Source organism: Deltaproteobacteria bacterium (genome assembly GCA_012522415.1).
Lineage (GTDB): Bacteria > Desulfobacterota > Syntrophia > Syntrophales > JAAYKM01 > JAAYKM01.
In genome coordinates this window covers 41,333-67,430 of sequence record JAAYKM010000123.1, presented here as the reverse complement: position 1 = coordinate 67,430, position 26,098 = coordinate 41,333, and the positions used below count along the sequence as shown (strand labels likewise).

Genomic DNA, 26,098 nt, shown 5'->3' with positions numbered 1-26,098 from the left:
AGGTCTGTCTGTTGATAGAAGATTGGTTTTAAGATCGTACCCATACATCGTTCTCTTAACCTTTTTAATGTTGGAAAGAGCATCCATCTATGTGACGACTTGACTTTTTTTAACATAGAAGAATGACCACGGGGGGAAGTCAGAATGACCACGGGGGTTGGTCCTCTGAACAGCGAAGAATGAATGACCACAGGGGGCGTGCATGCTGAGGTGCTTGCGGCATGTCATCCCGAGGCTTCTCGTATATGTCATCCTGGGGCACTTGGTATATGTCATCCTGAGTGAAACGAAGGATCTCTCTGTGCCAAAGGCGCCTTCCACGTGACAAAAGAGCTTATCATCCCCCTCTTTGCGGCAAACGAGGATTTTTTCATTGACAAAATCCGCCGATTGTTATAGTTCACCCAAGATCGTGAGCGGGCGTAACTCAGCGGTAGAGTGCTACCTTGCCAAGGTAGACGTCGACGGTTCAAATCCGTTCGCCCGCTCCATTCAATTTTGAAAAAGAAAAGGCGGCATAGCCAAGTGGCTAAGGCAGCGGTCTGCAAAACCGTTATTCTCCGGTTCGAATCCGGATGCCGCCTCCAGAAAATTCGTAAGGAGCCCAGGTTTCAATGGGGCTCCTTTTTTGTTGGGGATGAAGGCACGCAAACACATTGGCCTCTTGGTGCGTTGAAGAAAGTCCAATAAACCTTGATTTATTGAAAGAAAAAAATATCAGAACATTCTGCTATATTGGTCGGCGATTCGGGTATATAGAGACCCGATCGATCCAGGAAAGGACCATACACAACTTTGCCCGGAAATACAAAACACAATTTGCTGGTTATTCTCGGGCCGACGGCGTCGGGAAAAACGGGGATCGCCGTCAGGGTGGCGTCGGAAATCGGCGGGGAAATCATTTCCGCCGACTCCCGCCAGGTGTACCGGGGCATGGACCTGGGAACGGGCAAGGACCTGTCCGAGTACGAGGTGGGGGGCCGTTTTGTTCCATATCATCTGATCGATGTCATCGACCCGCAGGAGGAATTCAACCTCTTCGCCTTTCAGCGGGCCTTCGCCGCCGCCTACCGGGAGGTCCGGAACCGAGGAAAGGCCCCTCTTCTGGTCGGGGGAACGGGGCTGTACCTGGAGTCGGTCATTCTGAAGTACCCGTTGAGGGCCGTCCCCGAAGACCCGGACCTGAGAGAACGCCTGGCCGGACTGGATATGGAGGCCCTCAGGGATTTCTATTTCTCCATGACCGACGTGATCCCGCACAACCGGACGGACCTGGACGACCGGGACCGCCTGGTCCGGGCCGTCGAAATCGCCCGGCATGGCGGTCGTGACCCGGCCGGGGCGGAACAGGAGACCCTGGGCGCTGTTTCACCGTTGACCGTGGGTATCCGGTGGGAGCGGGGCGAATTGCGGGGGAGGATTACGCGGAGACTGCGGGACCGTCTCGACGCCGGACTGATCGAGGAGGTCCGGGCTCTGAAGGACGGGGGGGTGTCCTGGGAAAGGCTGGACACCTTCGGCCTCGAATACCGCTACATCGCCCGGTACCTCCGGGGACGTCTCTCGGAGGGGGAGATGTTCCGGTCCCTCGAAACAAAAATCCATCAATTCGCCAAGCGGCAGGAGACTTGGTTCCGGCGGATGGAACGCAGGGGCGTCGCGATCAGGTGGTTTCATTCCAATGATTACGATATGTTACTTGAATATGTTCAAGAGAGACTTTTAGTTTGAAAAACCATGTTGAAAAGTACCTGGCCCGGTACGCCGAAAGGGGGCCCTGGCGTCTGGCCGCCTCTTCATGGAGCGGGATCCATCACGCCGTCGTGATTCCCGCCCTGGCGGAGTATCCGGCCATCCTGGAAACGTTGCACAGCCTTTCGAGGAACGCCCCCGAGGCCCTGCGGCGGACCCTCGTGGTCTGCGTCGTCAACAATCGGGCCCGTCCCCATTCAACGGAAGAGGAGATCGGGAACAACGGGAAAACCATGGCCCTTCTGGAGGGGCTCCGGCGGGGGGAAACTGTTGAGGGGAACGATCCGGTTCAGCAAAGGCGGATCGACGGGATCCTAAACAGCCCCATGCGACTCGCCTATGTGGACGCCTCATCGGACGGCCTGGCCTTTCCCGAAAAAGCCGGTGTGGGAACGGCGAGAAAAATCGGCATGGATCTGGCCCTGGCCGTGATGGAGCCGGACATGAACGGGAGGAACCTCCTTTTGAGCCTGGACGCGGACACCCGGGTCGAACCGGACTATCTCGAATCCGTGTTCCGCCACTTTGCCCTGAACCGGACCCTGGCGGCGGTCGTGCCCTTCTCCCACGAAAAAAGCGACGACGAGGCCATCCGCGGGGCCGCCGCGGCCTACGAGGCTTACCTGCGGTATCACGGCGTCGGCTTGAAGCACGCCGGGTCGCCCTACGCGTTTCATGCCATCGGTTCGACGATCGTCTGTTCCGCCCGGGCCTACGCCATGGTCAGGGGGATGCCGAAGAGGCTCGCCGGGGAGGATTTCTATTTTCTGAACAAGCTCGCCAAAATAAGGGGCATCGGGTCGGTGGAGGGGACGACCGTTTACCCCTCGCCGCGCCTGTCGGCGCGCACCCCTTTCGGGACGGGCCGGAAGGTCGATGCCCTGATCCGGGACGAGGGGGAAACCCACCTGTTTTATGACCCGGCCATATTCACGATCATCCGGGACTGGCTCGGGGTGATGGACAGCGGCTCATTCACGGAAGGCCGGGACATCATGGAGGCGGCGGGGGAGATTGACGGGGCCCTCCCGCCGTTTCTCGAAGAAGTCGGCTTCATGTCCGTCTGGGAGAAGCTGAAAAGGAACTTTCCCCGGCGGGAAAATCTGCGCCGGCAGTTCCATAACTGGTTTGACGGCCTCGCCACCCTGAGACTCGCTCACCACCTGACGGACCACGGTTACCCCCGGGTGGCCATGCACCGGGCCATAAACGGCATGGCCGAAAGAACGGGCCGCCCCCTCTCTGGCCCCCCCCTGTCCGCGGGGGTCTGTCCCGAGGAAGCCCTGGAAATCATGATGGATATGGAGAGGGCTTTGGGGGCCGCGGGGCGGGAAAAGATATTCCCTTGACGGACGGCCCCAATGGGCATAAAGTGCCGGAACATTCGGCCGCCGGAAGTCCGTGCATTCCGGAAGGCCGATCACAAACGATCGAGGAGAACAGGCAATGAAGAGCTTTCGTAAAGGCGCTATCCTCCTTTGTCTCGCCCTGCTTCTGGGATTGACGCTGGTTGTCGGGTGTGACTCGAACAAGGGGAAAACGGCCGCCCAAAAGGAAACCGTCGCGGAACCCGCGCCGGACACGATCCTGGACAACGCCCAGGCCCCGCCGGAGATGGCGGACGCGGTGATCGTCGTCGATGGCGTCAAGCTGACGAAAACGGAGCTGGAAAACGATCTGAAGGCCAAGATGAATATCATCAAGTCACAGGTCCCTGCGAACAAGCTGGAGCAGACAAAAAACGAAGTCAGGGCGAGTATCATCAACCATTTCATCATGAAAACCCTTTTGAGCAACGAGGTGAATCGCCTGGGAATCGCCGCGTCCGAAAAGGAAATCACGGAGGCGACCGCCAAGTTGAGGGAATCCCTTCCGCCCGAGCTGACCTATGAAGAATTTCTGAAAAAAAACGGATTGACGAAGAGCCAGGCGAAAGAGGAGATCAGGCTGAGCGTGCGAATCGAGAAACTGCTCAAATCCAGGATCGCCCAGGATCCTAAAGTGACGGATAAGGAAATCAACGATTTTTACCGGAACAACAAGGACAAGTTCCTTGTGCCCGAATCGGTCCAGGCCCGGCACATCCTGGTGAAAACGTCAGATGAAGACGACGCCAGGACCCTGGCGGAAAAGAAGGCGAAGGCGGAGGCCATCCGGAAGGAATTGCAAAATGGCGCCGATTTTGCCGACGTCGCCGCGGCGAAATCCGATTGTCCCAGCGCTCAGGCCGGAGGGGACCTGGGGGTTTTTACGAAGGGACAGATGGTGAAGGCCTTTGACGAGGCGGCCTTCTCCCAGAAGGAAAAGGAGATCGGCCCCGTCGTCAAAACCGAATACGGTTACCACATCATTCAGGTCCTCCACAGGGAAGGGCCGAAAGCCATGCCCCTGAACGAGGAAATCAAGTCGCGGATCACCGGTTATCTGAAAAACCAGAAAAAGGAACAGGCCTATGAGGCTCTCCTCAGAAAATTGAAGGAGAAGGCGAAAATTTCCGTTTACAGTTCCTGATTTCTCAACGGAAGGAGTGGTTCTCGTCGGGGAAGGACCCCTCCTTCACCTCCTGCATGAACTTTTTCACGGACCGCCGGATGCTTTTGTTCAAGGCGCTGTATTGTTTGACGAACTTCGGCGTGAACCGCTCGTAAAGACCCAGTATGTCATGAATGACCAGGACCTGGCCGTCGCAATCGGGGCCGGCGCCTATGCCGATGGTCGGGATCGAGACGGACTCGGTGATGGTCTTGCCCAAAGAGGAGGGGATGCACTCCAGAACGACGGCAAACGCCCCGGCTTCTTCGAGAATCTTCGCGTCGTCGATCATCCTTTCCGCGGCGCCCTGATCCTTCCCCTGGACCCGGTAGCCCCCCAACTGGTGGACCGATTGGGGGGTCAGCCCCAGATGGGCCACGACGGGAATCCCCGCCAGGCAGATTCGCCGGACCGTTTCCGCGTTTTCCCGTCCCCCCTCGAGCTTCACACCCTGGGCCCCTTCCTGCATCAGGCGGCCCGCGTTCCAGACGGCCTCATCGACGGAACAGTGGTAGGAGAGAAAGGGCAGGTCACTGATGACCATGGAGGACGAGGCGCCCCGTGACACGGCCTTTGTGTGGTGGATCATGTCCTCCATCGTGACGGGCAGGGTGCTGTCGTAACCGAGCACGACCATCCCCAGGGAGTCTCCCACCAGCAGCATCTCCACACCGCACTGGTCGAGCGCCAATGCCGTGGGGTAATCGTAAGCCGTCAGCATGGTGATTTTCTCACCCTTCTCCTTCATGTTCCTGATCGTTGTCACGCTGACCCTGTCCATTCGAGCCTGTGTACTCATGTCATGCTCCTTTCGATAGCAACGTCCTGATGTTTTCCGATTCGACGGAGGATATGCCCCCCTTCTTCAACGCCATGTCGGCTGTGATTTTTCCCAGTTCCCGGTAAGGGGGAAGCATGTCGGGCATGGCGGCCCCCAGAGCCAGAAGATGCTTTTCGAGGGTTCCCGCATCGCCGCGGGCGATGGGGCCCGTCAGGGAGGGCACGCTGCCCTTTTCCCGGATGTTTTGCATGGTCCCCCGCAAAAGGGGCCAGAAAGCCTGCCTGGCCTCCTGCTCGTCCAGACCGAGCCTGCCGTAGATTCGTTCCGCCATGTAAATGAGCGTGACGAGGTAGTTCGAGACCACGCAGGCGGCGGCATGATAAAGGGGGCGGTCTCCGTGGTCGATGAAAAAGGGGATACCCCCGAGGGCCGCGACCAGACGTTCGGCCCAACTTTGTAAACCGGGATCGCAGGTGATGCCGTAAACGGTTCCAGGCAGGGCCTCGATGGCGGATTCCACATCCGAAAAGGTCTGGAGGGGGTGGATGCAGGCCGTTTTCGCGCCGGCTCTTCGGGCCGGATCCAGAAGGGCGAGGGAACCGGCGCCGCTCATGTGGATGACGATGGCCCCCGGTTCGATGCGGTCCGACAGGGTCCGGCAGACGGGTTCGATCTGGTCGTCACCGGTCGTGATGAGGTAGCAGTCGGCGGTGACGTCTAGGTCGGCCGGGTGGCGGAACGTTCTGCCGCCCGTCCGGGAAATATGGCGGGCCAGGGCCTCATCCGATGCATCGACCGCCGCGACGATGGTAAACCCCGCTTTTTTCAGGAGATATCCGATGGATGTGCCGACTTTTCCAAGACCGATGATGATGAATGTTTCCATGCCGCCGGGATCCGATTGATTAATGTCCTGGGTTTCCAGGAAGGTTTATTGTAATATAACCCGCTCATTTAGGAAAGGGGAAAAGGAAGGGCCATGCGGACGGAAGTCGATCTGATGATTTTTGATTTTGACGGGACCCTGGTGCAAACGGGAGAGGGTATTGTCAAATCGGTGAATTTCACCCTGAACAAACTGAATCTGCCCACCATCGCCGGGGAGGAGATTCTCACCTTCATCGGGGACGGTGTGGTGAAGCTCATCGAACGGGCCACGGGAGAAGAGGGCAGGGCGTACCGCGAACGGGCGATGGAGATTTTTTCGGACCATTACGGCCGGCACATGATGGATCAGGCGGAACTGTATCCCGGGGTTTACGACCTCCTGCGGCACTTTGCGGGGAAAAGGAAGATCATCCTGACGAACAAGAGATACGGCTTTACAAAGAGAATGGTCGAGGCCCTGGCCCTGGACGGATTTTTCGAGGAAATCATCGGCGCCGACAGCACCCCGTTTATCAAACCCGATCCGGAACTGATGCAGGCGGTCCTGTCCCGGTATCCCGTCGCGAGGAACCGGGTCGTCATGATCGGTGACGGGGTCAACGATCTCCTTCTGGCGAAGGAATCCGGGATCATCGGTTGCGCTTTTCTGAACGGCCTGGGGGATCGGGAGGAACTGCTGGCCCTGGGGCCGGACATTACCTTCGAGGATTTCGGGGAACTCAAGGAGAGGCTGGCCTAGTTTGGTTCGAACGGCATCATGATCAACAGGGTTCGAAAGTACATCCGCCGCCACGGGATGCTGAAACGGGGGGACCGGGTCATTGTGGGGGTATCGGGCGGCGCCGACTCCATGGCGCTCCTTTCGGTTCTGCACCGTTTGCGGGATGAACTGGCCGTCACCCTCGTGGTGGCCCATATGAACCACGGCCTGCGGGGGAGCGAGTCCGACGCGGACGGGGACCTGGTGGGAAACACCGCCGCGACCCTGGGTCTGCCGTTCCATGAAAGACAGGTGGATATCGGAAACCTGGCAAAGCGGGAGGGCCTCTCCCTGGAGGATATGGCCAGGCGGGAGCGGTACGGTTTTTTCCATCACCTCCTCCAGGACCTGCCCGCGGATAAAATCGCCCTGGGCCATCAACGGCACGATCAGGCGGAAACGGTTCTGATGAACTTGATCCGGGGGGCGGGGTCGCGGGGTCTCAGGGGCATCCTGCCCGTCAGGGAAAACGTGCTGATCCGGCCGTTCCTCGACGTCAGCCGGGAAGAGATCCTGGCTTATCTTGACGGGGAAAACATCCCCTACCGGGAGGACAGTTCAAATCAGTCCCGTGCATTCCTCAGAAACAGGATCCGTCTCGACCTGATGGGGCACATGAAGCGGTACAACCCCCGGATCGAGGCGCGTCTTTGTGATCTGGCGGAAACGATGCGCCTCGAAAACGACTTCCTGGAGCGGGAAACGGCGGGGGCCCTAAAGCGCCTGGGTGTTTCCGACGGCGGAGATACGGCCCTCAGGATCGGGGATATGCGGGAATTGCACGGGGCCATGCAACGGCGTGTCATCAAGGCGGTCCTGGAGAGGCGGTCGCAAAGACAAAACGGAATCAGCCGGGTTCACGTGGACGCCGTGGCCCGCTTGCTGGAAAGGGGACGGGTCGGGCAAATGCTGTCCCTCCCTTTCGACACGGAGGTCTTTCGTCGGTACGACGGGATCCTCTTCAGGGAGAAAACCCGGCGGCGGTCGAAAAAAGCGGAATCGGGAGAACGCAATGGGGCCCGCCCCCCGGGGATCGTCCCCCCCTTCCAGGGCGCCTTTCGTTATCGAATCGACGACATACCGGCGGACATTCTCATCGAGGAAACGGGTATGCGTATGAGGCTGACGAAAACGGGAGCCTCCGCCTGCGATCTGAAATCGGAAAACGTCGTCCTCCTGGATTACGAAAAAATCACTTTCCCCTGCGAAATCAGGAATATCCGTTCGGGAGACCGTTTCCGGCCCCTCGGCATGGGAGGAACGAAAAAACTCGGGACATTTTTCGCGGACCGAAAGGTGCCCCGGGAAATCAGGAAGGAAACACCCCTGCTGGTGGACGGGGAAAAGGTGCTGTGCGTCGTCGGAATAACGGTCAGCGACACCGCCAAAATCACGCCGTCGACAAAAACCTGTCTGAAAATAGAAATGATTTGAAATTAAGTCCCCCCTATTATAAAGGAAGCGGTAAGTCAGATTACAAGGAGTAAGCAATTTGAACCCACTACAAAAAAATATCGCCCTGTGGCTTGTCATCGGATTGATATTCGTCCTGGTTTATCATCTCTTCACCCAGCCGCAGCATGCACAGGAAAGTGTTGTATTCAGTGATTTCATCAATTACGCGAACCGGGGACAGGTCAAGGAGGTCACCATCCAGGGTGATCATGTCACGGGGACCTTCACCTCGGGCAAGGGATTCAAAACCTACAGTCCCAGCGATCCCACCCTGGTCCCCCTGTTGAAGGAAAAGGGGGTCCGCATATCGGCCAAGCCCTCTGAGGAGTCGCCGTGGTACGTAACGATTCTCATCTCGTGGTTCCCCATGCTTCTGCTGATCGGCGTCTGGATATTTTTTATGCGCCAGATGCACGCCGGCGGGGGGAAGGCCATGGCTTTCGGGAAAAGCCGTGCCCGTCTCATGACGGATAAAACGAAGAAAGTCACGTTCAAGGACGTGGCGGGAATCGACGAGGCCAAGGCGGAGCTTGAAGAAGTGATCGAATTTCTGAAGGATCCGAAGAAGTTCACGCGCCTGGGCGGGAGGATACCGAAGGGCCTGCTCCTGGTCGGACAGCCGGGGACGGGCAAAACCCTCCTTGCCCGCGCCATCGCCGGCGAGGCCGAGGTCCCCTTCCTGAGCATCAGCGGTTCGGACTTCGTGGAAATGTTCGTTGGCGTCGGGGCTTCACGGGTGCGGGATCTCTTCACGCAGGGTAAAAAGAATGCCCCCTGCATCATTTTCATCGACGAAATCGACGCCGTCGGCCGGCACCGCGGCGCGGGACTCGGGGGCGGGCACGACGAACGGGAGCAGACCCTGAACCAGCTCCTGGTCGAAATGGACGGCTTTGAGTCCAATGAAGGGGTCATCCTGGTTTCGGCCACCAACAGGCCCGATGTTCTCGACCCGGCGCTCCTGAGGCCGGGACGGTTCGACCGGCAGGTTGTCGTCCCCCTGCCGGACGTCAAGGGGCGTGAGAAAATATTTGAGGTCCATGCAAGGAAAACCGTCCTGGAAGAGGATGTGGATGCCTCCGTTATCGCCAGAGGGACTCCGGGATTTTCCGGAGCCGATATCGAGAACCTGGTGAACGAGGCCGTTTTGTACGCATCTCGGTACAACAAGGACAAGGTCAGCATGAGCGACTTCGAATTTGCCAAGGACAAGGTCCTCATGGGGGCCGAGCGCAGAAGCATGGTCATCACCGATGAGGAGAAGAAGAATACGGCCTACCATGAATCGGGGCACGCCCTCGTTGCCCGTCTCCTCCCTGGAAGCGATCCGATCCACAAGGTCACGATCATTCCCCGGGGAATGGCCCTGGGTGTTACCCAGCAGCTTCCCATTGACGAAAGGCACACGTACCCGAAAAAATACCTCCTGAACAACATCAGCATCCTCCTGGGAGGACGCGCCGCGGAAGAGCTGATCCTTCGTGATTTTACCACCGGCGCGGGGAACGATATCGAACGGGCGACGAACATCGCCAGGAAAATGGTCTGCGAATGGGGAATGAGCGATAAAATGGGTCCCCTGAGTTACGGTAAAAAGGATGAACAGATATTTCTGGGCCGGGAATTCGCGACCCACAAGGATTACAGCGAGGAAACGGCCAGGCTGATCGACCAGGAAATATCGGATATCGTGATCACTTGTTACCGAATCGCAAAAAAACTGCTCGAGGAAAATATCGAGACGCTGCACCGTCTTGCCGCGACGCTTCTGGAAAAGGAAGTCCTCGATACGGAGGACCTCGACGAGCTCATCGGGGTGGACGGATGCGCCGTGGAGGGTTGATGCCGGGGAAACCCCCGACATCCCCCATCAGGTGATCTGCAATGTCTTCACCAGAACACCGGGTTTTCCGGGTTGGAATCCTGTCACAGACCAGCGATGAGGCGTTCATGGAGCTCCTGAAGGCCGTCGGCGTCGATCCACCCGGCAGGGAACGGCTGCTCCCCAAAATGAGGCATTTCAATATCCTCCTTCAAGATGTCGAATGCCGGGCGGCCAATGTCATCAAACAGGAAATGCTCGCCCTCGGGGGGGACGCCGCCGTCGCGAGAGGGACCGTCTCCTGCAGCATCCCTTCAACCGATGTCATCCTCATGGGAACGGCAAAGCAGATCCTTCTGTTCGCCGGGCGGATCAGGAGGCAACCCTTCGGCCTGACTTTTCTGTCGGCAGAACTGGAACAACGCCTGGCCCATTATCACCGCACCGATTTTGTTCTTGCAACGGGAAAAAGAAAAATTCCCCTGGGGGACGGAACCCGGGTGATGGGCGTCGTGAATGTCACACCCGATTCCTTTTCCGGCGGGGGACGGGAGATGATGTCCACCCACGAGGCGATTGATCTGGCCCTGGCCCAGGAAGAGGCGGGGGCGGACTTTATCGATATCGGCGGCGAATCATCCCGCCCCGGCGCCGAGGGCGTTTCGGCGTCGGAGGAGTTGAAGCGGGTCCTTCCCGTGATCGACGGGTTGCGGGGGAGGCTCGGAGTCCCCGTTTCCATCGATACGATGAAGGCGGAGGTCGCCCGTGAGGCCGTCGCCGCAGGGGCGGAGATTGTGAACGACATCAGCGCCATGACCGGCGACCCCGTGATGGCCGCCGTCGTTTCCGATACGGGGGCCGCCGTGATCCTGATGCACATGAGGGGCGTTCCCAGGACCATGCAGTCGGGGCCCATCGTGTATTCGAATTTGATGGCGGAAATCATCGCCTATTTGTCGGATCGGATTGACCACGCCCGGGCGCAGGGTATCGCGATGGACCGCATCATGGTGGATCCGGGCGTGGGTTTCGGGAAGACGGTTCAGGACAACCTTGCCATTGTCAGGCGTTTGTCCGAACTCAAAATTCTGGGCGCTCCCATCCTGGTCGGCGTGTCACGGAAATCGTTCATCGGGGCCGTCACCGGTGTCGAGGCGCCGGCGGAGCGTACGGAGGGGACGGCCGCCGCGCTGACGGCGAGCATCATGGGCGGGGCCCATGTCGTCCGTGTACACGACGTGGCCGAAACCGCCAGAGTCGTCGTCATGACGGACGCGATCATGCGGGGGCGGTTCACGGCATAAGGGGCCCGTAAAAGAAGCGGACTATGACAAAGAGAACATGCGAAGTCAGAACCCTCGGTGAAGGGGAAACCATACGCCTCGGCGAAGCGATCGGCGAATGCCTGGGCCCGGGAGACGTTGTCGGACTGATCGGGGATTTGGGCGCCGGCAAGACCTGTATGGCCAAGGGCCTGGCGAGAAGTCTCGGCGTGTCCGATTGTTATGAAATCACAAGCCCCACCTTCACCATCATCAACGAGTATCCGGGGCGGATGACTCTCCGGCATGTCGATGCCTACCGACTGGAAACATCCCGTGAAATGATCGATGCGGGGTTTGAGGATTTCTTCGACGACGGAGGCGTTGTGGTGGTGGAATGGGCGGAAAAAATACGGGATATCCTGCCCGGGGATACCCTTTTTGTCAATTTTGAGTATTTCGATGAGTCAACGCGGATCATCAGAATATCCGGTGACGAGTCCGTTATCGGGCAAATTCTGGAAAAATACCGGCGCGAACGGGAATAGGGGAGGATGGGTATGGCTTTGATTGTACAGAAATATGGTGGAACGTCTGTCGCCAACATCGAAAAGATCGAAAAGGTCGCACAGAAAATCATCAGAACCAAGCAGGCGGGCCATGATGTGGTCGTTGTCCTGTCAGCCATGGCGGGTGAGACGGACCGCCTCATTGAAATGGCCCAGAAGGCGGCGGACCCGCCTGACGCGCGAGAGTTCGATTCCTTGATATCAACGGGGGAACAGGTTACCATATCCATTCTGTCCATGGTCCTGAATCGTCTCGGTTATCCCGCCCGATCCTTTCTCGGGTTTCAGGCCGGGGTACACACGGACAACGCCTTTAACAAGGCCAGGATTCTGGATGTGGACGCGCGTGTCTTGCAGGATGAACTGGAGAAGGGAACGATTGCCGTCGTTGCCGGTTTTCAGGGGATCGACGCGGGCAACAGCATCACGACCCTCGGACGCGGCGGGTCGGACACCACGGCCGTGGCCCTGGCGGCGATTCTCAAGGCGGATGCGTGCGATATTTATACGGATGTGGACGGCGTCTATACGACGGATCCCAATATCTGCAGCAATGCCAGGCGACTCGATCGAATCACGTATGACGAGATGCTGGAGATGGCCAGGGCGGGCGCCAAGGTGCTGCAGCCCCGTTCCGTCGAGCTGGCAAAAAAATATAATGTCCCCCTCTATGTGAAACCGAACTTTTCCGATGAAGCGGGGACCCTGGTGACCAAGGAGGATACGAGTATGGATATGGAAAAAGAAGTGGTGTCGGGTGTGACCTATGACAAGGATCAGGCAAAAGTGACCATCGTCCATGTGCCGGATCGTCCCGGTACCGCGGCGCAGCTCCTCTCCCCCCTCGCGGAAAACAACATCGTTCTGGATATGATTATCCAGAACGCGAGCATAGACGGATACACGGATTTGACCTTCACCGTTTCGAGGAAGGAAATCGGGCAGGCACGCAGGCTCATCGAGGACGCGGCCCGGAAAATCGGCGCGGATAAAGTGGAGGTGGATGAAAACGTGTCCAAGGTCTCCATTGTCGGCGTCGGCATGATCAGCCATTCCGGCGTGGCGGCGAAAATGTTCGATACCCTGGCCAAAGAGGGGATCAACATCCTGATGATCAGCACATCGGAAATAAAGATATCCTGCGCCATCCAGTCCAGGTACACGGAGCTGGCCGTCTCTATCCTTCACGATGTGTTCTGCGTACCCAAAAAATCATGAGATGAAACCCCGTCTTCTACTCGGCGGCACGACACTGCTTCTTTTACTGCTTCTGGTGCAGTCCGTTTCCTCCCTGATGAAGAATCAGACGAGGGACGTCCCCTTCCAGGTCAGGGGGGAAGAAACGGCGGCGGTCGAGCTGGTCGTGGAAGACGAGGAACAGGGCATATACTTTTTCCCCCGCGGAAAAACCATGGCGGCATGCCTGTCGGGCATAAACCCCCAATGGGAGGGGGGTGAAACGACCGCCGTCACCCCCGGCATGTCCGTCCGGATCCGGGGAAACCGTCTGCGCGACGTTACGGATATGTCCCCCCACAAGGCCATGGCCCTGGGCATCCCCAGCGACATCAACCGGATGTCACGAGAGGAGATGATGCTCGTTCCCGGGATCGGCGAAAAAACATCCACATCCATTGTAGCCTACATCCAGAGCCGGGGCTGTATCCGTGATCTGTCGGAACTGAGCGCGATCCGGGGCATCAAGGAACGGAAGATCGCCAGGATGAGACCGTACCTGACCACCAGGCCGGAAACCTGCGGGGGTGCCCTCACCGAGGCGATTCCCTGAAGCAAGGTACGGGGAGGTCAATTCCTGCTCAGGTTGCGGTATTGTTCCAGGTACTGGAGAACACGCTGAACGTAGGTCTGCGTTTCCGGGTAGGGCGGGATGCGGTTGTTGTATCGGGCCACGGCCCCTTCCCCCGCATTGTAGGCGGCAAGGGCCAAGGAGAGGTTCCCGTTGAACAGGCGCAGGAGATAACGGAGGTAGCGGACCCCCCCGTTGATGTTGTTCTCCGGGTGAAATGAATCCTGCACATTGAGGGACGAGGCTGTTTTCGGCATGAGCTGCATGAGTCCCTGCGCGCCGACGGGGGAAACGGCCCGGTGATTGAAGTTCGATTCAGCCTTGATCACGGCTTTGATAAGAGCGTAATCGACATCATACTTCTCCGACGCCTTCCTTATTATGTCATCGTATTGCGCCACATCGCCTTTGACTTTCATGATCACCCGCTTTTCCTTGATCAAAAGGATGTAATTCCGGTTGCTTTCCGTCGGTATGTTGGTGAGGTGGGTGACCCCGTCATCGTCGATGAATTTGTAAATATCGGCGAAGGTCGATGTCGCGTATAACGGCGACAGGCAAAGCACCGCAACGAGGAAGCGCCGATACCATTTTCCGATCATCTGTATTCTCCTGATATACGAAAACGAGGAACCAAGATTAAGGTATGACAAGATGATATTCAAGCGATTATTTCTTGCAAGAATATGGCCTTATAGTGCTTGACACCATAAATTATAGGTGGTAATGGGTGCGGCACAGAGATTTACGGGAGTGATCTGTCGGGGCGTAGCGCAGCTTGGTAGCGTATCTGAATGGGGTTCAGAGGGTCGGTGGTTCAAATCCACTCGCCCCGACCAGTAATAAAGAAACCGCCTGAAAAGCGGTTTTTTTATTGTAACTTTTTCACACTTTTTCCAGTCTCGACGACATTTTGGTTAAAAAAGCAATTCCCATTGACAACAATCCAGGCAGTGAATATATAGGACTCATCAGGCTTGTTCCAAGCGAGAGTGGCGAAACTGGCAGACGCACTGGACTTAGGATCCAGCCCGTGAAAACGGATAGGGGTTCAAGTCCCCTCTCTCGCACCATAATATCTCGTAAAAAGGAGCCGCGAAACCGTGACTGAAACATGTATCAAATTTGAGGATTTAAGCCAGATTAAAAAAAAGATGTACTTCGAAGTTCCATGGATGGAAGTGGAAAAAGAATTGGACAAGGTTTACGACAACCTGAACAAAACGGCCAAGATCAAGGGTTTCCGCCAGGGCAAAATTCCCCGGAAGATTTTGGAGACCTATTATAAAGATCATGCGGAAAATGACGCCGCCGCAAACATCATTGCCAGGCAGTATCAGGAAACCATGGACAGCCGCAAACTGCGCCCCGCGGGATATCCCAGCGTCGATCACAAGGGCTTTACGAAGGATGAAATGTTTGCGTTTAACGTGGCCGTCGAAATTGAACCGGATTTCGAACCAAAAGATTATGTCGGTCTGGAACTGGAGAAGACGGATCCGGAAGTCACGGAAGAGGCGATTGACGAGAAAATCGAAAAATTGCGCCATCTCTACAGCTACATGGAGGATGTCGCCGAGGACCGCGGCATTCAGAAAGGCGATTTCACGGCCATTCAGTTCGAGGGGACCCTTGACGGCCAGGCGATCAAGGAGATGACGTCTGAAAATTATTTCCTGGAGATCGGATCAGGTCAATTTATTGACGATTTCGAGGATAAATTGACGGGAATGAAGAGGGGGGAAACCCGGGTCTTCGACGTGACCTTCCCCGAAAATTATCATGCGGAACACGTCGCAGGCAGGAATGTTGAATTTACAGTGACCCTGAAGGATCATAAAATACGTAAACTGCCGGAGCTTGACGAAAACTTTATCAAGAACTTCGAACGGTTCAACACCATGGCGGAACTTCGTGAGGAACTGAGGAAGGAACTGGACATCGAACTGGCGAATAAATCCAACGCCGACCTGAGAGAATGCATGATCGACCGGTTGATCGCCAACAACGATCTCGAGGTGCCCTCCATCATGACGGGCCACCAACTGGAACAAATGGTGATGGAGGCGAGCCGACGCTGGAAAGCGAGCGGTATGCCAAATGAGAGGGCCAAGGAACTGGCCGAAGGGATGCGTGAAAATATGAGGCCCGAGGCGGAAAAGATCGTCAAGGCCGGCATGATTTTAAGGGCCATCGCGGCAAAGGAAAGTATCGAGGTTCAAGAGTCGGAAATAGAAGAGCGGATTAAGGGCCTTGCCGGGTATTACGCCCAGGACTATGAACAGATAAAGAAAAAATTCGAAAACGCCCACATGGTGGAGGATCTGGAAAGCGAGATCCTCATGGCCAAGGTAATCGATTTTCTTGAAAGCAAGTCGGTCATCACAGTGGCCAAAAAAACGGCGGATATTTAGGAGGATTAAATGGCTCTGATTCCCATGGTGGTGGAACAGGATGGCAGAGGTGAGAGAGCCTTTGATATCTATTCCCGGCTGTTGAAGGATCGTATTGTTTTTCTGGGCACACCCATCAACGATGAAGTGGCCAATCTGGTCATCGCCCAGTTTCTCTACCTTGAGTCGGAGGATCCGGAAAAGGAGATATCCTTTTACTTGAATACCCCTGGGGGGCACGTCAGTTCCGGCATGGCCATTTATGACACCATGCAGTACATCAAACCCCCCGTATCGACGGTGTGCATGGGGCAAGCCGCCAGCATGGGCGCATTTCTCCTTGCCGCCGGGGAGCCGGGAAAACGTTATGCCCTGCCGCATTCCAGAATTCTGATTCACCAGCCTCTGGGCGGTTTTCAGGGGCAGGCGACGGACATCGATATTCAAGCCAAGGAAATCCTCCGCTTGAAAGAGGAACTCAATCGCATCCTGGCCAAACTGACGAATCAGCCCTTCGAAAAAATCGAGACGGATACGGACCGGGATTATTACATGACCAGTGAACAGGCAAAACAGTATCGTATTATTGACGAGATTATCGCCAAAAGAGCCTGATAAGATAAGAGACAAAGGATATTTCATGGGGAAAAAAAATAAAGATACTCAAGGTGATCTGTCCCTGATGTTTTGCTCATTTTGCGGAAAAGATCAAAACGAGGTACGCAAACTGGTTGCCGGACCGGCCGCCTATATCTGTGATGAATGTATCAACCTCTGCCGCTGCATCGTTGAGGAGGATCAGGAGAACTTCTGCGAAGGTTCGGTAAAAAAAATTCCCGAACCAAAGGAGATCAAGGCCCATCTCGACGAGTATGTGATCGGGCAGGAGAAGCCAAAGAAAGTTTTGTCCGTTGCGGTGTACAACCATTACAAAAGATTGTTCGCCGACAAAAAAACCGGTGATGTGGAAATCCAGAAAAGCAACATCCTCCTCATCGGTCCCACGGGATCGGGCAAGACGCTGCTGGCGAAGACTTTGGCCAGAATTCTGAAGGTTCCCTTTGCCATTGCCGACGCCACATCCTTAACGGAAGCTGGTTATGTCGGTGAAGATGTGGAAAACATCATACTGAGCCTCCTGCAGAATGCCGATTATGATGCGGACAGGACCTGCCGGGGTATTGTGTACATCGATGAAATCGATAAAATCGCCAAAAAATCGGGGAATCCCTCGATTACGCGGGATGTGTCGGGTGAGGGGGTTCAGCAGGCGCTCCTGAAAATCATGGAAGGCACTTTGGCGAATATCCCGCCGAAGGGCGGCAGAAAGCACCCGCAGCAGGAATTTATCCAGATCGATACAACGGATATTTTATTTATATGTGGAGGCGCATTCAACGGACTGGAGGACATCATTGCCAAACGTCTCGGCGTGAACGCCATGGGATTCGGCGCGGAAGTGAAGAGCCGCAAGGATATCCGCAACGAACATCTCCTGTCGAAAGTGCGGCCGGAAGATATTCTGAAATTCGGCATGATTCCTGAATTCATTGGACGCTTGCCCGTGGTGGCGACATTGAACGACCTGAATCACCACGACCTGTTCAGGATCCTGACGGAACCAAAGGACGCCATCATCAAGCAATACGAGAGACTGCTTGAGCTGGAAAACGTAAAACTCCGGTTTACGGACGGGGCCCTCCGGGCTATCGCCAAACTGTCGGAGGATCGCAAAACGGGGGCAAGGGGCTTGAGGGCTATCATCGAAGACACGATGTTGAATATCATGTACGAAATACCGTCCCGGAAAGATATTTCTGAATGCGTCATTAACGAGGATGTCATATCCAATCAGGAACAGCCCATTCTCCTTTTTGAGAAAAAAACGGAAACCGCCTGATTGAAACGAGGAATAAAATAAATTGGGAACATTGAATAATTTTAATATGAATAAGAACAGCGAAGAGAAACTCATTTCAATACCCTTGCTGCCCCTGCGAGATGTGGTTGTTTTTCCCTACATGATCGTACCGTTGTTTGTGGGCAGGGAGAAATCAATTTCCGCTCTCGAATACGCCATGAAGGACGAGAAGGGGATTTTCATGGTGGCCCAGAAGAGTGCCCAAAAGGATGATCCGACGGAGGATGACATCTGCCAGGTCGGAACAATAGGGGTTATCATTCAGCTTCTCAGGTTGCCTGACGGGACCGTCAAGGTTCTTGTGGAGGGAAAGAAAAGGGGCGTCATCCAGGGTTACCTGCCGAATGACGAATTTTTCTACGTCGAGGTGAAGGAAGTAGATGATATCGTTGAAGAAAACGATATAAAAACCCAGGCCTTGATCAGAAACATCAAGGAATCCTTCGAACAGTACATCAAACTCAGCAAAAAAGCGCATATTGAAATGCTGAGCACCCTGGCCACCATCGATGACCCTTCCAAAATAGCCGATGCCGTGATCTCCCAACTGAACGTGAAACTGGAAGACAAACAAAAAATCCTGGAGATATTCCATGTCACGGAGCGACTCGAAACGATTTACGCCCTGATGGTTTCTGAAATCGAGATCCTGGAAGTGGAAGAGAAGATCAAAAGGCGCGTCAAAAAACAGATGGAGAAAACCCAGAAGGATTACTATCTGAATGAACAGATGCGCGCCATCCAGAAGGAAATGGGGGAGAAGGACGATTTCAGAAATGAAATCGCCGAGCTTGAAAAGAAGCTCAAAATGAAAAAGATGTCGGAGGAGGCCACGAAAAAGGTCAGGCAGGAAATAAAGAAACTCCAGATGATGGCCCCCATGTCCGCGGAAGCCACCGTTGTGAGGAACTATATCGACTGGCTTTTGGATATGCCCTGGTATGAAAGGACAGAAAACAAGCACACCCTGGAGGAATCGGAGGCTATTTTAGAAGAAGATCATTACGGTCTCAAAAAGGTTAAGGAAAGAATCCTTGAATACCTGGCGGTTCAGACTCTGGTCAAGAAAAACAAAGGCCCCATTCTTTGTCTCGTCGGACCCCCGGGGGTCGGAAAGACCTCTATTGCAAAATCGGTGGCCCGGGCGACAAATCGAAAATTTGTGCGTCTTTCCCTTGGCGGTGTACGCGACGAAGCGGAGATCCGTGGACACAGAAGAACCTATATCGGGGCTTTACCCGGAAAAATCGTGCAGCTCTTAAAAAAGGCCGGGTCAAACAATCCCGTATTCTGTCTCGATGAAGTGGATAAGCTGAGTTCCGATTTCCGTGGTGATCCTTCGTCGGCCCTGCTGGAAGTTTTGGACCCGGAACAGAACAACGCCTTCAATGACAACTATCTGGAAGTCGATTATGACCTTTCCGATATCATGTTCATCACGACGGCCAATGTGCTCCAAACGATTCCGCCGCCGTTGCAGGATCGGATGGAAGTCATCCGTCTGGCCGGTTACACGGAACCGGAAAAAATGAACATCGCCAAGAAATTTCTCGTTTCCAAGGAAATGGAACAAAACGGTTTGACGAAAGAGAATATCCGTTTCACCGATGGAGCGCTTCAGACGATCATACGACAGTACACCCGGGAGGCGGGTGTCAGAAATCTGGAACGGGAAATCGCATCGATCTGCCGCAAAGTTGCCCGAGAGGTGGTCACGGAAGGGCACAAGAATTTCTCGAACATTACATCGAAGGCTGTGCACAAATATCTGGGTGTCCCAAAGTATCGACACGGGGAAACGGAAGGGCAGGCCGGTATCGGCTTGACCATCGGCATGGCCTGGACGGAATTCGGCGGTGAATTGCTGATTGTGGAAGCGTCCACCATGCCCGGCGCGGGGAAGATGATCGTAACAGGCAAACTGGGCGACGTCATGCAGGAATCCGTTCAGGCTGCCCTGACCTATGTCCGGGCACGGGCAGAACAATTCGGCCTGGCGCCGGATTTCTACAAGGAATCGGATATTCATATTCATGTGCCCGAGGGGGCGATCCCCAAGGACGGACCGTCCGCAGGGATTGCCATGGCAACGTCCATCGCCTCCGTTTTCATGAAAAAACCCGTGAGAGCGGACCTGGCGATGACCGGAGAAATCACTTTACGCGGAAGGGTTTTACCCATCGGCGGTTTGAAGGAAAAACTCCTGGCTGCCCACAGGGGAAATATCAAGTCGGTTATCATTCCGCGGGACAACGAAAAGGATCTGGCGGAAGTTCCCCGTAACATCCTGAAAGCCCTTGATGTCATATTTGTGGACAATGTCGACGAGGTGCTGAAGGCGGCCTTGCTCTTCAGAGGTGAAGAACCGGGAAAATTCAACACCGAAACGGAGCAGCATTTTAACGCCTAGGGATTCCCGGGACACTTACTGCTTGACAACCATAAGATATGTTGCTAAAAACCCCCTGCTGATCGGGAACACCGTTTTGGGCGGGTAGCTCAGCTGGGAGAGCGCCACGCTTACACCGTGGATGTCACAGGTTCAAGTCCTGTTCCGCCCACCAAGGATATAAGATTTTCTGATTTGAAATTTGGAATTGCGGGGTCGTAGTTAAGCTGGTTATAACGCCGGCCTGTCACGCCGGAGGGCGTGGGTTCAAATCCCATCGGCCCCGCCATAAAAAAAACAGGGCAACTGAATTGCCCTGTTTTTTTATGCCTGCCCTTTTCATCAATGCCAACTCACCAACTTTGTCAGTTTTTCACAGTAATTCGGCAGGAGGGTTTTTTTGATCGATTTTTCATCGGGAATTGCCGGAATGTGAAAATCATAAACAACTTCCAGAAGCCCCATGACGAGGGCAAAAGTCGCCCCCCAAAGAATATGCTCATAGCCGCTTTCGTCCTTGAACAACAGACAGGGGAATTTTTCGACAGGTTCAGGCGAGCCCGCCGGCATTTCGATGATCAGTTGAAAATAGTTGTATTCATCAAAACATATCGTCAGGGGAAGGTTCACAATACGGTCCACCTCTTCATTTAACCGATACCGGGCCTGTTGACCGGTCACGAAACAGACCGAGGGGAAGATGACGCGATGGAAGGTTTTTAAAGTATAAGTCGGCAATGATCCCAGATATACAAGGTGGTAAGGATTCATGCCGACCTCTTCCCAGGCTTCACGGAGGGCGTTGGCAAGAAACAACGTCATGGCCCGCATGTTGTGAGGGGGATATTGCTTCACGGCGAGGAACCTGTTGCGGCGGATGACCGGGATGATACCGGACGTGATCATGTATCTGAGCGGATAGTCCTGTATGGGATTGAGCATTCCGCCGGGAAAACTCAAGTCGCCGGGCTGTGAGACCTTTGCGGATCTTTTGATCAGTTGAAAATAAAACCGATCCGCTTCAGAGAAGATGGGCATGCAAACTCCCGCAGACAAGTATTTTGTTTCCTTTCCTTGTTGATTCCGGATCAAAAGATATTTTTCATGGAAGTCGATATGCGGATTTTGCAGGGATTGGGTTAACCTTTCGATGAAAGATGTCTGGGTCTCGTTCATGATCATGCTTTGAAAAATAAAAAGCTTGACCCTAGAGTCAAGCTTGTATGCTGGTGGCGGTGCAGGGAATTGAACCCCGGACACTACGGATATGAGCCGTATGCTCTAACCAGCTGAGCTACACCGCCATATGTACTTCTGAAATCCCGTAAGCCTTTCCTGTAGCGGTTTTGCTTCTTATCTGTTTTTCAATGCGATGTCAACCCCTATTCTGCAACCAGGTCATAGGCAACGATTACGCTTGTCTTCTGAAGACTCACCCCCGATGACATAACCAGGGCGAGGACGATCTCTTTGTCCCCGTCATTGTCCACGTCCTTGAATTGATAGTCACAAACGTAGCCGTTAATTTTTCGTGTTCGCCAGTTCTCTATGAACCCCAGACCATCCCACTCAAGATTATAGATTTCAGCGGCGGTAAAAAGCCTGACATTGGCGAAGTATCGGCCCGATGAGGAGAGGTTCTTGACGATAATCAATTCCTTCTTGCCGTCCTTGTTTGTATCGTAGGCGAAAGTCCTCAGGTTCACATAATAAAACTTCTTGACCACATTATCCGAAACCTGCCTGTCCGTGAGGTCGAAGACGTTGTTCGTGCCGCCGAATATTTCGTCGCTTCTGTACAGGTACTCCGGGCTCCCCCCGAAAGCGTTGACCTTGCTCAGGGCCTTCTCCGTTTTGGCATACATGGAAATGTAATCCCCTTCGTCAATGGCAAGGACCTTGTCGGAACCGCTGTCCGTAAAATTGACGATGTTAACGCTGTATACGGAGAGGCCTTCAGGAATCTGCATCCTCTTTCCTGTTTGATACTTCCCGCTTTTCCAGGTCATTTCATAAATCGGCGACGAGAACGGTTCAGTCATACCCAGAGGCTGTGCCATCAAAAGGGGGGTTCCATCCGGCATTTCGATCACCCGCATGAAATAGCCCAGTTTTGACGCAATCATTTCATATTTATCCTTTTTGAATTCAAGGACAAAAGAAGTCAGATAATTGCGGCGAAGCCGTGTCACGATAATTTCGGGTACACCGTTTTCGTTGATGTCCGCCACATCGACGGAAAGGTATTGGTCGTAGGGTTTGCCTTCGATTTTCTTCAGGAGAACCAAATCGCGACCCCGTTTTTGATAGATCATCACATTGTGATTATCGATCAGGACGATTTCATTCAGACCGTCGTTGTTGACATCACCGATATCCATCCCTTTGATCTGGGTCGGAATTTTCGGACTCATCCAGAAGCCTTCCCGGTCGAGGGGACGCTGTGCGTTGATAAAGTCCGTGTTGATGGCCGAAGTCAGGGTGCCCTGAGGGGATGTTCTCATGCTCTTGATGATCTGCGATTCCCGGGTGGCCCCTCCTGAACCGTAACCCGAACTCACGGCGGAGGGTTGTTTTAAAACCGGCTGCGAGGAAACGTCCTCGGTAAAGCCCAGTACATGGTGGTCAATTTGCTTGGCGAACTCATTGATTTTCGGAATGACCTCGTCAAAGGACTGACACTGGTAGTATATGGACAAGGCAGGTTTATCGGAGGCGGTCATATCGAACAGTTTTCCGTCCACACTGAGGGCGCTTCCGATTTTTGTGAGGCTTCCCGATACGACAAAATCGGCTTGTACCTTGTTTCCGATTTCATAAATTTCAGATGAGGAGAGATCCTTGTTGTCTTGCACAAGAGTCGAGAGAACCTCCTTTTCAACAACCCTCATCTTGTCATGATAGGATATCCTGGAAGACAACATGTCCCAGATACCATGGCGGATGTACTCGATGTTTTCCGCGCTGTGTGTTGAAAACGGGAGGACCGCGATCACAAATTTATCCTTCGCCGAAGGATTTGCAGGTTGTATCAAAATGGAAATAATCGTCAGGATAAAAAATATTTTAAAATATTTTTTCATCATATTCTCCTATGTTTTTTCGATGACTTGTGCTCTCTTAACACTTTCACAATGACGATTCAAGCCCTTCTTTATGTGTCTGTCCCCGGAAAAATGGATGAGAAAAAGAAATGAGTGGATGTCCTGGAGACGATATTGTGATATGAAAAGGATGGGTTTTCCCCTTCTTTCAAATCAGGAATGGGACGTCTTTTCGCTTGAAAAAGTTAAGGGAGCGTAAACTGGAACATGGTTGCCTTGGTACAACGCGTGGATGAGGCGTCGGTTTACATCGATGATCGCCTGCACAGCGCCATTCAAGTAGGATTGCTGGTATTTTTGGGGGTGAAAAAGGGCGATTCCGAAAAGGATGCCGATTATCTTCTGGAAAAGATTCTCAATTTGCGGATCTTTGAAGATCGTCAGGGGAAAATGAATCTTTCCGTAAAGGATCTTGGTGGAGGCCTGCTCGTGGTATCCCAATTTACGTTACTTGCCGATTGCAGAAAGGGGAGAAGACCCTCGTTTACCGATGCGGAGGATCCCGAACGGGCAAAGCATCTCTACGAATACTTCCTGAGCCGGGGGAGGGGGCTTTATGACCGGATTTTGTCAGGAGAATTTCAGACGATGATGAAAGTGCGTTTGGTCAATAACGGACCCGTGACCTTATCCATCAACAGTCGGACCTGACTCTGGTGCAGCCCCTTGGAAAACATAAAAAAGCGGATAAAAGAGATCTGCGACATCAAAATCGATAAAGACGGCGTCTGGTATTACCGCGGTGCGGAAATGCTCCGTGCGGATATTGTCCAGTATCTGTACGGGTACTTGAAAAAGACGCCTGGAGGCAGTTATTACCTTGAAGTATCCGAACATGACCGATGCGAAATCGACGTGGAGGATACGGCATTCGTCGTGAAATCCGTAGAACGGGTGCGGGCGGACACTTCGCAGGAAGAAGTGATTCACCTCAGCCTGTCCGATGGTTCTTCAGAAGTGTTGGAGCCCGACACATTGACTATTTCCGAAGAGAATGTTTTGTATTGCCGAATAAAGAAGAATTCATTCAGGGCTCGGTTTTCCAGAAAAAGTTACTACCAGATGATCAGCGATGTTCAATACGATGATCAGGTTGAAAAGTATTTTCTGAATATAAACGGCAAGCGATGCTTCATCGAAGGAAACAACTCTCAATAAATCAATCACACGGAGGTTAGAAACGTTGGAAGAAAAGATGAGAGAAGCCTTGACATTTGACGATGTACTCCTCGTACCCAGTGAGTCTTCGGTATTACCCAAGGATGTGGATACATCCACCTGTTTGACGAACAACATTCCCCTGAATATTCCCATTGTCAGTGCCGCCATGGACACGGTGACCGAATCGAGGACGGCGATCTGCACGGCCCAGGAAGGGGGAATCGGCATCATCCATCGGAATATGAGCATTGAAAGACAGGTCCTGGAGGTGGACAAAGTCAAAAAGTCCGAGAGTGGAATGATTATTTCGCCGATCACAATTGAACCAAACCAGAAAGTCAGTGAGGCCCTGGACCTCATGAACCGCTACCGGATATCCGGTGTGCCCGTTGTCAGCAAAAAAAAGCTGGTGGGTATTTTAACCAACAGGGATCTGCGATTTGAAACCAACCTGGAGCAACCCGTAGCCGATGTGATGACGAAAGAGAACCTCGTTACGGTGTCGGCAAATATTTCCCTGGAGGAATCCAAGCGGCTTTTGCATAAACACCGGATTGAAAAACTGCCCGTTGTGGATGAAGACTTCAATCTGAAGGGCCTCATAACCATCAAGGACATAGAAAAAATCAAGAAATTCCCCCTGGCCTGTAAAGATACGCACGGAAGATTACGTGTCGGTGCCGCAGTCGGCATCGTCGATCGTGAGGAGAGGGTGGCCGCTCTCCTTGACGCCGAAGCCGATGCCATTGTGATCGATACCTCCCACGGCCATTCCTCCGTCGTTCTGGATGCGATCCGGGACACCAAAAGGAATTTTCCCCGGTGTGAACTGATCGCCGGAAATGTCGCCACAGCGGAAGGGGCAAAGGCGTTGATCGACGCCGGTGTCGATGCCGTCAAGGTCGGTGTGGGGCCCGGGTCCATTTGTACGACCCGGATCATTGCGGGGGTCGGCGTTCCCCAGATCACAGCCATAACCGATGTCTGTAAAATCGCGTCGAAATATGGGATTCCCGTCATCGCCGACGGCGGGATCAAATACTCCGGAGATATTGTGAAGGCTTTAGCGGCAGGCGCGCATACGGTCATGATCGGCAGCCTTTTTGCCGGTACGGAAGAAAGCCCGGGAGAGACGATCCTCTACCAGGGACGCAGCTACAAAGTCTACAGAGGTATGGGGTCCTTGGAGGCCATGAAGCTCGGAAGCGTGGATCGATACTATCATGACGATATTGAAAGCACAATCAAACTGGTTCCCGAAGGGATCGAGGGGAGGGTGCCATTCAGGGGTTCGTTGTCCGCCAGCATTTTCCAGCTCATTGGCGGCCTGAAGGCGGGTATGGGATATGTGGGATGTCAAAATATCCAAGAGCTGAGAACCAAGGCGAAATTTATCAGAATTACATCAGCCGGATTGAGAGAAAGTCACGTACATGATGTCATCATCACGAAAGAGGCCCCCAATTACTGGATGGATTAGCTCCATCCATGCATTTTTACGC

At 54.0% G+C, this 26,098-nt stretch carries 22 protein-coding genes and 7 tRNA genes; 23 read left to right on the top strand and 6 right to left on the bottom strand.

Translation table 11 applies throughout. The annotated features are described in order from the left end of the window. Positions 1-416 precede the first annotated feature (416 nt). The 5 genes from GX147_09910 (at position 417) to GX147_09890 (ending at position 4,263) form a co-directional block, all read left to right on the top strand. Positions 417-491: transfer RNA gene (locus GX147_09910), tRNA-Gly, on the top strand. 20 nt (positions 492-511) lie between these two features. After that, positions 512-587 (top strand) — tRNA-Cys (locus GX147_09905). Positions 588-795: 208 nt separating this feature from the next. Next, on the top strand, positions 796-1,731 hold the full coding sequence (miaA, locus tag GX147_09900; protein NLN60986.1) for a tRNA (adenosine(37)-N6)-dimethylallyltransferase MiaA: 936 nt from the start codon (positions 796-798) through the stop codon (positions 1,729-1,731). After that, on the top strand, positions 1,728-3,101 hold the full coding sequence (locus tag GX147_09895) for a glycosyltransferase family 2 protein (GenBank protein ID NLN60985.1): 1,374 nt from the start codon (positions 1,728-1,730) through the stop codon (positions 3,099-3,101). Before miaA ends, GX147_09895 begins: the two co-directional genes overlap by 4 nt. 97 nt (positions 3,102-3,198) lie before the next feature. Then, positions 3,199-4,263 carry a hypothetical protein gene (locus tag GX147_09890; GenBank protein ID NLN60984.1) on the top strand — a complete coding sequence of 355 codons (1,065 nt, stop codon included), beginning with the start codon at positions 3,199-3,201 and terminating at the stop codon, positions 4,261-4,263. Positions 4,264-4,267: 4 nt separating this feature from the next. Here GX147_09890 and panB read toward each other — a convergent pair whose 3' ends face one another. Then, positions 4,268-5,065: a 3-methyl-2-oxobutanoate hydroxymethyltransferase gene (gene panB / locus GX147_09885; GenBank protein NLN60983.1), complete on the bottom strand. Its 798-nt coding sequence runs from the start codon at positions 5,063-5,065 to the stop codon at positions 4,268-4,270. 19 nt (positions 5,066-5,084) lie between these two features. Beyond that, positions 5,085-5,951 carry a DUF2520 domain-containing protein gene (locus GX147_09880; protein NLN60982.1) on the bottom strand — a complete coding sequence of 289 codons (867 nt, stop codon included), beginning with the start codon at positions 5,949-5,951 and terminating at the stop codon, positions 5,085-5,087. Between the two features lie 93 nt (positions 5,952-6,044). On the opposite strand from GX147_09880, the gene GX147_09875 reads away from it, so the two are divergent. From GX147_09875 to GX147_09845, 7 genes are read left to right on the top strand one after another with little or no spacing between them, the layout of a single operon-like run. After that, positions 6,045-6,692: an HAD family hydrolase gene (locus tag GX147_09875; protein ID NLN60981.1), complete on the top strand. Its 648-nt coding sequence runs from the start codon at positions 6,045-6,047 to the stop codon at positions 6,690-6,692. A gap of 18 nt (positions 6,693-6,710) precedes the next feature. Continuing rightward, positions 6,711-8,147: a tRNA lysidine(34) synthetase TilS gene (gene tilS, locus GX147_09870; GenBank protein ID NLN60980.1), complete on the top strand. Its 1,437-nt coding sequence runs from the start codon at positions 6,711-6,713 to the stop codon at positions 8,145-8,147. A 58-nt stretch (positions 8,148-8,205) separates the two neighbouring features. Continuing rightward, complete coding sequence (locus GX147_09865; GenBank protein NLN60979.1) at positions 8,206-10,011, top strand: ATP-dependent metallopeptidase FtsH/Yme1/Tma family protein; 1,806 nt, start codon at positions 8,206-8,208, stop codon at positions 10,009-10,011. A gap of 41 nt (positions 10,012-10,052) precedes the next feature. Then, positions 10,053-11,294, top strand: coding sequence for a dihydropteroate synthase (gene folP, locus GX147_09860; protein ID NLN60978.1), 1,242 nt, complete (start codon positions 10,053-10,055; stop codon positions 11,292-11,294). A gap of 23 nt (positions 11,295-11,317) precedes the next feature. Further along, a complete protein-coding gene (gene tsaE / locus GX147_09855; protein NLN60977.1) occupies positions 11,318-11,800 on the top strand; it encodes a tRNA (adenosine(37)-N6)-threonylcarbamoyltransferase complex ATPase subunit type 1 TsaE in 483 nt (160 codons plus the stop codon). 12 nt (positions 11,801-11,812) lie between these two features. Continuing rightward, positions 11,813-13,039: an aspartate kinase gene (locus GX147_09850; GenBank protein NLN60976.1), complete on the top strand. Its 1,227-nt coding sequence runs from the start codon at positions 11,813-11,815 to the stop codon at positions 13,037-13,039. A 1-nt stretch (position 13,040) separates the two neighbouring features. Further along, positions 13,041-13,610: a helix-hairpin-helix domain-containing protein gene (locus tag GX147_09845; GenBank protein ID NLN60975.1), complete on the top strand. Its 570-nt coding sequence runs from the start codon at positions 13,041-13,043 to the stop codon at positions 13,608-13,610. 17 nt (positions 13,611-13,627) lie between these two features. On the opposite strand, the gene GX147_09840 is transcribed toward GX147_09845, so the two are convergent. Next, positions 13,628-14,230 carry a lytic transglycosylase domain-containing protein gene (locus GX147_09840; protein ID NLN60974.1) on the bottom strand — a complete coding sequence of 201 codons (603 nt, stop codon included), beginning with the start codon at positions 14,228-14,230 and terminating at the stop codon, positions 13,628-13,630. 160 nt (positions 14,231-14,390) lie between these two features. Between GX147_09840 and GX147_09835 the strand changes: the two genes are divergently transcribed. From GX147_09835 to GX147_09800, 8 genes are all read left to right on the top strand, one after another. After that, positions 14,391-14,467: transfer RNA gene (locus GX147_09835), tRNA-Pro, on the top strand. Positions 14,468-14,614: 147 nt separating this feature from the next. Next, a tRNA-Leu gene (locus tag GX147_09830) sits at positions 14,615-14,701 on the top strand. Positions 14,702-14,731: 30 nt separating this feature from the next. Beyond that, positions 14,732-16,042 (top strand): trigger factor, encoded by a 1,311-nt coding sequence (gene tig, locus GX147_09825; GenBank protein ID NLN60973.1) that lies wholly within the window; start codon positions 14,732-14,734, stop codon positions 16,040-16,042. Positions 16,043-16,051: 9 nt separating this feature from the next. Next, positions 16,052-16,636: an ATP-dependent Clp endopeptidase proteolytic subunit ClpP gene (gene clpP / locus GX147_09820; GenBank protein NLN60972.1), complete on the top strand. Its 585-nt coding sequence runs from the start codon at positions 16,052-16,054 to the stop codon at positions 16,634-16,636. Positions 16,637-16,661: 25 nt separating this feature from the next. Next, positions 16,662-17,921, top strand: coding sequence for an ATP-dependent Clp protease ATP-binding subunit ClpX (gene clpX, locus GX147_09815; GenBank protein NLN60971.1), 1,260 nt, complete (start codon positions 16,662-16,664; stop codon positions 17,919-17,921). A gap of 46 nt (positions 17,922-17,967) precedes the next feature. Next, the gene (gene lon / locus GX147_09810) at positions 17,968-20,352 is read left to right on the top strand and encodes an endopeptidase La (GenBank protein NLN60970.1); all 2,385 of its coding nucleotides are present in this window, start codon (positions 17,968-17,970) and stop codon (positions 20,350-20,352) included. 78 nt (positions 20,353-20,430) lie between these two features. Then, positions 20,431-20,506: transfer RNA gene (locus GX147_09805), tRNA-Val, on the top strand. Between the two features lie 37 nt (positions 20,507-20,543). Continuing rightward, positions 20,544-20,620, top strand: a tRNA-Asp gene (locus GX147_09800). 53 nt (positions 20,621-20,673) lie between these two features. Here the strand turns inward: GX147_09800 and GX147_09795 are convergent. From GX147_09795 to GX147_09785, 3 genes are all read right to left on the bottom strand, one after another. Then, on the bottom strand, positions 20,674-21,369 hold the full coding sequence (locus GX147_09795) for a hypothetical protein (GenBank protein ID NLN60969.1): 696 nt from the start codon (positions 21,367-21,369) through the stop codon (positions 20,674-20,676). A 189-nt stretch (positions 21,370-21,558) separates the two neighbouring features. Next, a tRNA-Met gene (locus tag GX147_09790) sits at positions 21,559-21,635 on the bottom strand. Positions 21,636-21,713: 78 nt separating this feature from the next. Then, complete coding sequence (locus tag GX147_09785; GenBank protein ID NLN60968.1) at positions 21,714-23,417, bottom strand: hypothetical protein; 1,704 nt, start codon at positions 23,415-23,417, stop codon at positions 21,714-21,716. A 225-nt stretch (positions 23,418-23,642) separates the two neighbouring features. Here GX147_09785 and GX147_09780 point away from each other — a divergent pair, with 225 nt between their 5' ends. The 3 genes from GX147_09780 to guaB are packed head-to-tail and all read left to right on the top strand — an operon-like array spanning position 23,643 to position 26,076. After that, complete coding sequence (locus tag GX147_09780; GenBank protein ID NLN60967.1) at positions 23,643-24,086, top strand: D-tyrosyl-tRNA(Tyr) deacylase; 444 nt, start codon at positions 23,643-23,645, stop codon at positions 24,084-24,086. Positions 24,087-24,101: 15 nt separating this feature from the next. Continuing rightward, positions 24,102-24,593: a DUF1285 domain-containing protein gene (locus GX147_09775; protein ID NLN60966.1), complete on the top strand. Its 492-nt coding sequence runs from the start codon at positions 24,102-24,104 to the stop codon at positions 24,591-24,593. A gap of 37 nt (positions 24,594-24,630) precedes the next feature. After that, complete coding sequence (guaB, locus tag GX147_09770) at positions 24,631-26,076, top strand: IMP dehydrogenase (protein ID NLN60965.1); 1,446 nt, start codon at positions 24,631-24,633, stop codon at positions 26,074-26,076. Positions 26,077-26,098: the final 22 nt, after the last annotated feature.

Coding starts and splice junctions, on each gene's coding strand:
- GX147_09890 (NLN60984.1), top strand. CDS start 3,199: ATGAAGAGCTTTCGTAAAGGCGCTATCCTCCTTTGTCTCGCCCTGCTT.
- panB (NLN60983.1), bottom strand. CDS start 5,065: ATGGACAGGGTCAGCGTGACAACGATCAGGAACATGAAGGAGAAGGGT.
- GX147_09880 (NLN60982.1), bottom strand. CDS start 5,951: ATGGAAACATTCATCATCATCGGTCTTGGAAAAGTCGGCACATCCATC.
- GX147_09875 (NLN60981.1), top strand. CDS start 6,045: ATGCGGACGGAAGTCGATCTGATGATTTTTGATTTTGACGGGACCCTG.
- tilS (NLN60980.1), top strand. CDS start 6,711: ATGATCAACAGGGTTCGAAAGTACATCCGCCGCCACGGGATGCTGAAA.
- folP (NLN60978.1), top strand. CDS start 10,053: ATGTCTTCACCAGAACACCGGGTTTTCCGGGTTGGAATCCTGTCACAG.
- tsaE (NLN60977.1), top strand. CDS start 11,318: ATGACAAAGAGAACATGCGAAGTCAGAACCCTCGGTGAAGGGGAAACC.
- GX147_09850 (NLN60976.1), top strand. CDS start 11,813: ATGGCTTTGATTGTACAGAAATATGGTGGAACGTCTGTCGCCAACATC.
- GX147_09845 (NLN60975.1), top strand. CDS start 13,041: ATGAAACCCCGTCTTCTACTCGGCGGCACGACACTGCTTCTTTTACTG.
- GX147_09840 (NLN60974.1), bottom strand. CDS start 14,230: ATGATCGGAAAATGGTATCGGCGCTTCCTCGTTGCGGTGCTTTGCCTG.
- clpP (NLN60972.1), top strand. CDS start 16,052: ATGGCTCTGATTCCCATGGTGGTGGAACAGGATGGCAGAGGTGAGAGA.
- clpX (NLN60971.1), top strand. CDS start 16,662: ATGGGGAAAAAAAATAAAGATACTCAAGGTGATCTGTCCCTGATGTTT.
- lon (NLN60970.1), top strand. CDS start 17,968: ATGAATAAGAACAGCGAAGAGAAACTCATTTCAATACCCTTGCTGCCC.
- GX147_09795 (NLN60969.1), bottom strand. CDS start 21,369: ATGCCCATCTTCTCTGAAGCGGATCGGTTTTATTTTCAACTGATCAAA.
- GX147_09785 (NLN60968.1), bottom strand. CDS start 23,417: ATGATGAAAAAATATTTTAAAATATTTTTTATCCTGACGATTATTTCC.
- GX147_09780 (NLN60967.1), top strand. CDS start 23,643: ATGGTTGCCTTGGTACAACGCGTGGATGAGGCGTCGGTTTACATCGAT.
- guaB (NLN60965.1), top strand. CDS start 24,631: ATGAGAGAAGCCTTGACATTTGACGATGTACTCCTCGTACCCAGTGAG.